7 protein-coding genes and 3 pseudogenes are annotated in these 8491 nt (G+C 61.2%); 4 read left to right on the top strand and 6 right to left on the bottom strand.

The window, feature by feature from the left end:
* The 3 genes and pseudogenes from AS25_RS14280 to AS25_RS15620 all read right to left on the bottom strand — a co-directional run.
* Nucleotides 1–922, bottom strand: a pseudogene (locus AS25_RS14280) (transposase); the annotation flags it as partial.
* A gap of 46 nt (nt 923–968) precedes the next feature.
* Nucleotides 969–1834 (bottom strand): annotated as a pseudogene (locus tag AS25_RS14675) (IS3 family transposase); the annotation flags it as partial.
* 36 nt (nt 1835–1870) lie between these two features.
* Nucleotides 1871–2431 carry a transposase family protein gene (locus tag AS25_RS15620; RefSeq protein WP_437123713.1) on the bottom strand — a complete coding sequence of 187 codons (561 nt, stop codon included), beginning with the start codon at nt 2429–2431 and terminating at the stop codon, nt 1871–1873.
* A gap of 742 nt (nt 2432–3173) precedes the next feature.
* Between AS25_RS15620 and AS25_RS14670 the strand changes: the two genes are divergently transcribed.
* The gene (locus AS25_RS14670; RefSeq protein ID WP_156960946.1) at nt 3174–3428 is read left to right on the top strand and encodes a hypothetical protein; all 255 of its coding nucleotides are present in this window, start codon (nt 3174–3176) and stop codon (nt 3426–3428) included.
* Between the two features lie 900 nt (nt 3429–4328).
* On the opposite strand, the pseudogene AS25_RS09040 reads toward AS25_RS14670, so the two are convergent.
* A pseudogene (locus tag AS25_RS09040) lies at nt 4329–4685 on the bottom strand (transposase); the annotation flags it as partial.
* A gap of 217 nt (nt 4686–4902) precedes the next feature.
* Here AS25_RS09040 and AS25_RS15450 point away from each other — a divergent pair.
* Nucleotides 4903–5031 (top strand): hypothetical protein, encoded by a 129-nt coding sequence (locus AS25_RS15450; protein ID WP_301280192.1) that lies wholly within the window; start codon nt 4903–4905, stop codon nt 5029–5031.
* Between the two features lie 322 nt (nt 5032–5353).
* On the top strand, nt 5354–5887 hold the full coding sequence (locus AS25_RS09030) for a hypothetical protein (protein ID WP_156960945.1): 534 nt from the start codon (nt 5354–5356) through the stop codon (nt 5885–5887).
* A gap of 50 nt (nt 5888–5937) precedes the next feature.
* Here the strand turns inward: AS25_RS09030 and AS25_RS09025 are convergent, their stop codons facing one another.
* Both AS25_RS09025 and AS25_RS09020 read right to left on the bottom strand, forming a co-directional pair.
* On the bottom strand, nt 5938–6276 hold the full coding sequence (locus tag AS25_RS09025; RefSeq protein WP_035964504.1) for a hypothetical protein: 339 nt from the start codon (nt 6274–6276) through the stop codon (nt 5938–5940).
* An 18-nt stretch (nt 6277–6294) separates the two neighbouring features.
* A complete protein-coding gene (locus tag AS25_RS09020) occupies nt 6295–6546 on the bottom strand; it encodes a hypothetical protein (protein ID WP_035964502.1) in 252 nt (83 codons plus the stop codon).
* A gap of 1172 nt (nt 6547–7718) precedes the next feature.
* On the opposite strand from AS25_RS09020, the gene AS25_RS09015 reads away from it, so the two are divergent.
* Nucleotides 7719–8491, top strand: a 773-nt coding sequence (locus AS25_RS09015; RefSeq protein ID WP_035964499.1) for a hypothetical protein, incomplete at its 3' end; no start/stop codon positions are given.

Here is an 8491-nt window from a genome sequence, read left to right as displayed (position 1 = left end):
AGCGCGGAGCCGTTCTTGGGTGTTTCCTTGTGTCGGTATCCCTTCTCACGGGGGCGGTGGACCAGCATCGTGAACCTGGTCGTGCGGTCGACGACGGTGCCAATCGCTGAGCGCTGGAGCCCAATCAGCAGGTCGCCTTCCCAATGGCCGGGAACAGCTCGGTCTCCGGCTTCTGCGGGACGTTCGCTGATCAGCGTTCCAGGAGTGACGTGCGCCCAAGTCTTGCGACGGGATCGTTCCCGCGGCGCGCGCAGCGCCCGGCCCGTGCGCAGACACCAGACAAGTCGACCTTGAGCCGGTTGCTGATCTGCTCCGGACTCCACGCCGTGGACCACCCGCGGTGCTTACGGTGGGGCTTGTTGATCCCCGTGAACCGTGGAGGCTCGGGACCGATTATCACCTTGCCATCAGGCGTGGCGATCTGCCCCGATAATCGGTCCTGGACGTAGGTATGCAACCGCACGTTCGTGACCAGCTTCGCCGCCTTCGGGCGTTTCGCGGCCATGTCGGCCTTCCACTGCGCAACCCACGCTCGATACCCGCGACTTCCGTAGCGGACGGCCGCATTCCGGCGCAGCTCACGGGAGATCGTCCCCGGGTTACGGCCTAGAGTTCGAGCGATCTCGCGCACGCCGCGTCCCTGAGCACGCAGGAATGCGATCTCCTCACGCTCAGCGAACGACAGGTAGCGTCCGGTTGGCGTGAACTTCAGATCGAATGGAGGCATGCCGCCAGCGTGGCGGAACCATCGCTGACCGACAGCTTGCGCCACGCCGACCACGGCAGCAGCCTCGATGGGCAATAGCCCCTTGGCGATCTCCGCCCAGAACGCCGCCTCGACATGCCGTTGGAACTTCGGATGCCCAGGGGACCGAAGCTTCGGTCGCTCCGCCCGATCTGCTGCCTGCTGACGACGAACCATCTGACACCTCCCGATCGAGGTGTTGCGACGACCAGTTGAATCCGCCTTGGCTGCCCCTGTCGCTGTGGTGGACCAGGCCCTGCCTGTCCTGGCTGGCACCTGTGTTCAGCAAAGCATGTTCCAGAGCCAGTAGCGGCAAGCCCACGGTGTGGATGGAATAGCCGACGATCCGGTTGGAGTAGACGTCCTTGATCGCGCAGAGGTAGAGCTTGCCCTCATCGGTGCGATGCTCCGTCAGATCCGTGAGCCACAGCTCGTTCGGGGCGCCGGCGGTGAAGTCGCGCTCCACCAGGTCGTCGTGGGCCGATGGACCGAGCCGGCGATTCAGGCCCCGCTTCTTGGAGTGGACGCTGAAGAGGCGCTGGGCCGAGCACAGGCGCTGGACGCGGTTCTCCCCAGCCGTGATGCCGTGGTCGGGCAGCTCCTCGGCGATGAACCGGTAGCCGAACGCAGGATCCTCGGCGTGGATAGCGATGGCGGCGTCGATCAGGTGGGCGTCGTCCCAGTCCCGGGCGGTGACGGGCTTGGCCCGCCACTCATAAAAGGACTGCTTGGAGAAACCCAGCACCCGGCAGGTCACCGCGACGGGGATCCCGTCAGCGGCCAGGTCGAGGACCAGCGGGTACGTCATTTTGGGGGCAACTCGCGGGCAAAGAAGGCCGCTGCCCGGCGCAGGATCTCGTTCTCCTGCTCGAGCAGCCGGTTACGCCGCTTCAGCACCCGCAACTCCTCCGACTCGGCCGTCGTCACGCCAGGACGGACGCCGTCGTCGACGTCAGCCTTGCGCAACCAGTTGTGCAAGGTGGCTTCTGAGATCCCGAAATCGCGGGCGATCTGCGACAGCGGCGCCTCGTGCTTACGGGCCACCGCCACCACGTCGCGGCGGAACTCCTCGGGGTAGGGCTTGGGCACTGTTTCATCCTCACTGTGAGAAGAGATCCTCACAAGTCAGGAGTCAGGTGAACAGGGGGCAGTCCCCACGCTCGCAAGGAATCTCGTTGCTTTTGGCGGCCACCGCCAGTTGCCCCAGCACGGCTTCCGAGTGATGGTCCAACGTCGCGACCAGGTGCGGCATCTGCCCCTGGGCGTCCTTGGCCCCCGCACGGCCTTGCCGTCGATGGCGATGATCTGTTGTCCGGAGAGCACCTTGGTGCGGGTCCACCACCACGCCCCGAGTACCCGGTCCAGCGCGTTGGCGTCCAGGCGGGCGAACAGCTTACGCAAAGTGGACTTATCTGGTACCGCGGCCAACCCGGGCCGGGCCAGCTGCTGGCCGGACAGTTCCGCAGCCCATTCTCCGATCGCGGTAAACGAGCGGGCCCCGCTGGACACCGCCACCGCCAGCACCGCGGCCAGGCGGTAGCGGACCCCGCGCGGATTGCGTGGGTCTGGCACCTTCGCGAGTAACTCCAGCAACTGGAGGCAGCGGTCTGACTGGGCATCGGCGGGTGTGGTCTTTGCTGAGACGGCGGGCGTGAAGAACTCCCATCTCAGCCCCTGGGGCCGCACCCGTCCACACGCCACGCCGCTCACCCCGCTACAAAGCCACAGGCCCACACGCCGACCTTTCCGGGGCCCTGCCTATCGACTCGATGAACTAACCCGGCTGCGACCACATAGTGCCGTTACGTCTGCCTGCGTTGCTCAGCCTGAGCTTGCTGCCTTGCAAAGTGTGAATGCTACGCCACGTACGTCCCTCGACGTCGTCGAAGGACAACGCTACACCCAGGGCCGAGGAATTCCTTCCAGTCTGTTCGAGAGTTAAATCGATATAGAGTGCCCAAGACATGCCAGATGCCAAGACTCCTCCCCGTGGCTTTTCTGCTGGGGAGGTTAGCTGCCAGTTTTCTCCAGAAAGCTCAACGCCATGAACTCGGACGCTGTGAGCCACAAACTGACCGGCGTTAACCAGTTCGACGCAGAGCTGCTGTGACGAGGTCCTCGTGGTGGACCTTTCGACGATCACTGCGATCGAGTCACCCATAGCTTCGCGTCGCTGCCTCAGCACCAGCCGGAGCTGACTGCCGGCAAACGTCAGAGCTATTAAGCCACCCACGCTCCCAATCCAAGACGAGACTGTTCCCCAAGAGGTCTCAGCAGGTCTCAACTCGAACCACCAGCCCAGGGACGTAGCGACAGCCACGCAACTCGCGACGACGACCCAGAGAACTGGGACCCTGTAGGTTAAACAACGAAACAAAGGTATCCTCCAGATACTGAACAGGGCGGCCCGATTTCCGTAGGAGGAATAATGACACCAGAACTTCCAACGGCGATGCTAACCGTATCGCGTCTAGACGGCTCAGGGAAGACATGGCGCGTGCAGTTGACTCCACAAACGCCGTTTGGCATGGAGGAGCTAAAATCTGCACTAGTGGAAAGATTTATTAGCCCCGAAGCCACGCCTGATGACTTTGAACTGAAAACCTCCGGAACCCTAGGTTCACCCCTGTTTGAGCTTCAAGAGAAGAAGGGGGACAAGTTTGGAGTAGTCGAGGAACTTTGATAGTGGGTTCGAAAGAATTCTTTGGTGAAAGCGAGCTGATTCACCAGAAAAGCCAGCACTCCTCAGTTCAGAGCGCCGCCCAGGAAACACAGTCGGCTAAATTGTGTCTGGATGGGTGGACTGGGAGGCTACTCGCAGTCGACGAAGACCTTACTATGCGTCTTTGGAAGAAACTTCTAGCTGAAGAAGAATCGTTAAAAGCGCTACGCTCCGATCATTTTCTCCAAAATCTTCAAGAGGTCATGAAATCACCTTGTGCGGTATCAGCGGATACAAATGCCTCATACATTGCGAAAAGTCTCGCCGAGGCCTCTGACTCAAGCTCTGTCCTTCCCCTCGGCTCCTCTTCTTCTTTAATACAGAATGGGAATCCAATACGAATAACTGGTACTATTACCTACTTCCGTAAAGTCGCGAACGGGTGGACGATATCAATTGGGCAATCACCCGACTCAGCCTTAATTCGATTTCATAAAAATGTTTTTATACATGATTACCCTCACGGCCTTACCGGTCAAAATGTCTTAGTTCTTGGAATCGTCGAGAAGCTGCACAGACTAGAATTGACTGGAATAGCACTAATTGTTCGTAACAATTCATAGCGATCCACGTACTTCCGCGGACGCATTACTGGCCATGGCTGCGGAAAATTCGTGGAGGGTCGTCCCGGTATGAAAAAAGCTCCTGGTAGACCAGTGGTTGTTCACGACCATCGGTCCCGCCTGGAGCTCTCGCATGCCATCTTCGCCCATCCGCGCTCTCGTTGACCAGTTCGCTGGCCTCGACCTGAAGGAGGTGCCGTGCCCGCAGCAGGTGCTGGTAGCTCTGGGCGCGGTCTTGGATCCGCGCAAACCCCGCGGGACACGCCGGCTCTTCTACTTTGAGCATGGTGGCAGGTGTTCAGCCGGCCTTTCGGACGGCCGTGTACAACAGTATCCGAGTGCGGTAGTTAGCGTGATTGGTGTGGCCGCGGCGGAGGCGCTTGAGGTTCTTTGCGGTCAAATTTGCCGCCTCGCTGCGGGCGTTGGTCACCCGGGTCCGGCAGAACGCCAACAACGGCCGACGCCAAGCTCGTAGGGTTGCGAACAGAGACTTGGCCTCGACCATCCGCGTGGCCTTCACCGCGTGCTCCAGCTCTGCCCAGACCCGTTGGGATCCGGACGTGTTCGTGGCCCGCAACAGTTGCCGCACGTGCTCCTTAATGCCCCCCAGCACCCCGAGCTCCAGATCAGCGACGATGATCTCGGCCAGGCGCTCACGACGCGAGGCCAACTACCTACTTACGGTCAAGGGCAACCAGCCGTCCCTGCACCACCAGTGTCAATCCCGGCTGTGGGCCCGGGTGCCGATCGGGGCCCAGGAGCGGGAACACAGACCCGCAGGAGGATCACCGCCCGCACTACCAAGGCCGGCCCCGAGCTTTTGGGCGTCTGGGTGCGCGGGCAGAAGGGGGACCGAGAACAGGCTGCACCACGTGCGCGACGCCACCTACGCCGAAGACCACAGCCAGACCCGCACCGGGACCGGACCACGGGTCATGGCCTCGCTACGCAACCTGGTGCTGAGCCTGCACCAGATGGACGGAGACACCAAAATCGCCTAGGCCACCCGCCGGACGGCACGCGATCCCTGCAGAGCCCTTAACTTCATCGACCTCACCCCATAAAATTGACTTTGCTTCAGCCGTGAACCACGGAGGCGGGCTGATCAATCTGATCGTCACCTCCCGGGTTGACCACGAGCATCTAGACCGGTAGCCCTGTCCGTAAAGGCGTCGGCGCAGGCGATAGGGTGGAAGCATGGCCCAACTTCCTCCCAAGCCCTCTGTGTGGCGCAGACGCTGGTTTAGATTGGTAATCGGAGGGGTCTCGCTCGTGGTCGTTGTTGGAGTGACTGTCTTGCTCTGGCATTGGTTGCGTCGGGTGATGCAGACTGATGATTCGTTGGATGCGAACACCTGGGTCGGACTCGTCGGATCATTGGCTAGTGCAGTGCTCGGGGGCCTGGCAGCTGTGGGTGTGCTGCTGCTGACCCTCAAGACCGAGCAACGGAAGCGCGCTGAGGAGGACCGCCGTCAGGTTGTCGAACGTCGGTTGGACTTGGCCGACGAGCTTGGCGATTTGGTGGGGACCATGAACGTGGGGGACGGACTTAGCCTGCCGGAAATCTCGGTGAAGGCGCTCCAAGCCGGTCGATTAGTTCGAAAAATCGATCGCACCTGGGCGGATCAGCACGAGGGACGCCACATCTCCATTGCGCTGTTCAACGGTGTTCAGGCATTCCGAGAGATCGTCGATGCTGGCCTCACCGACGACTCATTGACGTGGCTCCGAAAGCAGTTGTTCCCCGCCATCGAAAATCTGACCAGCTCGATGGCTCACCGTGAGCAATATATCGTCGCGACAGACGCGACGGCCCTACTGCAGGTCGTCGAGACCAAGCCGACTCGTTCGACATAGTGCGCCGACGGGACTCGCAGATTCCTGTCCCCCTAAATCCGGCGCTGTTCCTAGCTCGACGCCTTCTGGTTCATGCGCCGGTTCCAGCGGCGATGCTTGACGTCTCGATAACGCTCAGCCCAGCGTGAGAGCCACCCGACGAAGTGGCGCTGAGTGATGGTCTTGATCAAGGTCTCATGGGCCTCGGTTAGGTGGTATTTCATCGGGAACATACGGGAGTCGAAATCCTGGGCGTGGATTGTTGCTTGAGGATTATAGGATCCATAGGGCGCCAGCACGGCGGTGCTGATCTCACGCATGGTCACGTCCATATGTGCCGCCTGCTGGCGCACCTTTGGCTCCCGGAGGAGCAAGCCGAGCTCATCGAGACCAGCACGGTAGCCCTCCATGGCGTCCCGAAAGAGCGTTCAGTCATAGGAGTCGATGAACTGCTGGGCATCGATGACGCGCATGGATTCTTGAGGAAGCCGTGGCGCATTCAACACCTCACGCTTCATGTGCCGCTGGTGCTCCTGGAGCTTTTTGGTGGTGGCGTGGAGCTGCTCCCGCGTCCACTCGGCACGCGCTCTGTATCGGGCAAAGGCATCGTTGAGAACGAAACCGAGAATTGCCACCACAGCACCGATCAAGGCTGCTATCACCGTGGCAGGGATCGACACGCCTATCAATGTCTCTGATGGAACAGATGAGGGGGAGGCAAATAGTAGGGCGGGGGACATAGGGCAACCCTACGACGCAGGTGGATTCCAATCGGTCCACCCTTGACAGCGACGAGTTACTGCCACTTCCAGATGTTCCCTCTTGTCGCGCGTCAGACTATGTGGCAGGGCCGTCATGTAGGTCCTGAAGGAGAGTCTGAACATGGGTAGACCATCCTCGATACCGGTGGAGAAAAAGACCCAGACCGTGTTGAGTGTGCTGGCCGGGGGTGATGCCCATCGCTGAGGCCGCGCGCAAGGATAAAGTCAGCGAGCAGTGAGGTTTTACCCCGCGTCTCGCATGCGAGATTGATAAGCATCAGGCCGGCTGCGATGATGGCGCCGATCCGTGACGGGGAAAGGTTAATGGGGCGCAGGGCGTTCCAGCGCTGGTTCAGCAACGCGTGGCCGCGTTTCCCGATTGATCGCATCCTGGTGAACAACCTGTTGTAGGCGCGGTTGTTTATGTCCGGCCTTCGAGGGGCCCTGGGTCAATATCGGCCGTTTGTGACCCGCTTTGGTTCTGCCGTCTTCCGAAGTCGGCTGCGCAGATTTCCGAATTCGATCGCACGGAACACAGGTGGCCTCGGCTGTCGCTGGCGATGACGCATCGTAGAGCAGAACTTTTCAGGGCCTTGGATCGTCATGTATCCCTGCTGGAGTGAGCTGTCTGCAATACTCATGAGTCAAATGGGGTGCTGAGGCCCATGGTGATAGCAGGTATACCGGGAGGTACCGTGGACGCTGGACAAGGACGGTCGTGGGTGGAGCGGTTGACCGACGCGGCATGCACGGGAACAGTCCTCGACCTGGCACCAGAGATAGATGATAAAACTCTGATGGCGTCCCTTAAGGCGACGTGGCCCCCAGAGCGCTGTGTCCCAGCCGACGCTCTGCGCAAAGTATTGCTGGAGGCAAAGCTTCACCCCGACCCACGGGGCTTGACCCTTCGCGGTGCGCGTATCGACGGCTTGTTGGATTTTCGCTACGCGACGTTACCCTGCCTGCTTGGGCTTGTTCGTTGCTCTGTGCCTGATGGAATCGATCTGAGAGCTTCCCATGTTCCCGAGCTCCACCTGACGGGAAGTCGATGTGGGAGGCTTGACCTCGAGGAGATCCAGGTCAACGGGGGCGTGTTCGCGGATAAGCTCACTGCTAAGGGCCAGGTGCGGGCTCCGGGAGCCCGTATCACCGGGCATCTCGTGCTGCAGGAGGCGAGTCTGGTCAACCCGGGCGCGAACGCGTTGTCCCTGGACGGAGCCCAGATCGAGGGGGACGTGTTCGCGAAAAAGCTCACTGCTAAGGGCCAGGTGCGGGCTCCGGGAGCCCGTATCACCGGGCAGCTCGTGTTGCAGGAGGCGAGTCTGGTCAACCCGGACGCGAACGCGTTGTCCCTGGACAGAGCCCAGATCGAGGGGGGCGTGTTCGCGGATAAGCTCACTGCTGAGGGCCAGGTGCTGGCTCTGGGAGCCCGTATCACCGGGCAGCTCGGGTTGCAGGAGGCGAGTCTGGTCAACCCGGACGCGAACGCGTTGTCCCTGGACGGAGCCCAGATCGAGGGGGACGTGTTCGCGAAAAAGCTCACTGCTGAGGGCCAGGTGCTGGCTCTGGGAGCCCGTATCACCGGGCAGCTCGGGTTGCAGGAGGCGAGTCTGGTCAACCCGGACGCGGACGCGTTGTCCCTGGACAGAGCCCAGATCGAGGGGGGCGTGTTCGCGAAAAAGCTCACTGCTGAGGGCCAGGTGCTGGCTCTGGGAGCCCGTATCACCGGGCAGCTCGGGTTGCAGGAGGCGAGTCTGGTCAACCCGGACGCGGACGCGTTGTCCCTGGGCGGAGCCCAGGTCGAGGGGGGCGTGTTCGCGAAAAAGCTCACTGCTGAGGGCCAGGTGCTGGCTCTGGGAGCCCG

This window comes from Kocuria marina, assembly GCF_000786655.1.
Taxonomy (GTDB): Bacteria; Actinomycetota; Actinomycetes; order Actinomycetales; family Micrococcaceae; genus Kocuria; species Kocuria marina_A.
Note: the sequence above shows the minus strand (reverse complement) of the source record. Positions and strands in the feature narration are given on the sequence as shown.

Bases quoted from the DNA above. Each gene is read 5' to 3' on its own strand.
- AS25_RS14670 (WP_156960946.1), top strand. From the start codon at position 3,174: ATGACACCAGAACTTCCAACGGCGATGCTAACCGTATCGCGTCTAGAC.
- AS25_RS09030 (WP_156960945.1), top strand. From the start codon at position 5,354: ATGCAGACTGATGATTCGTTGGATGCGAACACCTGGGTCGGACTCGTC.
- AS25_RS09025 (WP_035964504.1), bottom strand. From the start codon at position 6,276: ATGGAGGGCTACCGTGCTGGTCTCGATGAGCTCGGCTTGCTCCTCCGG.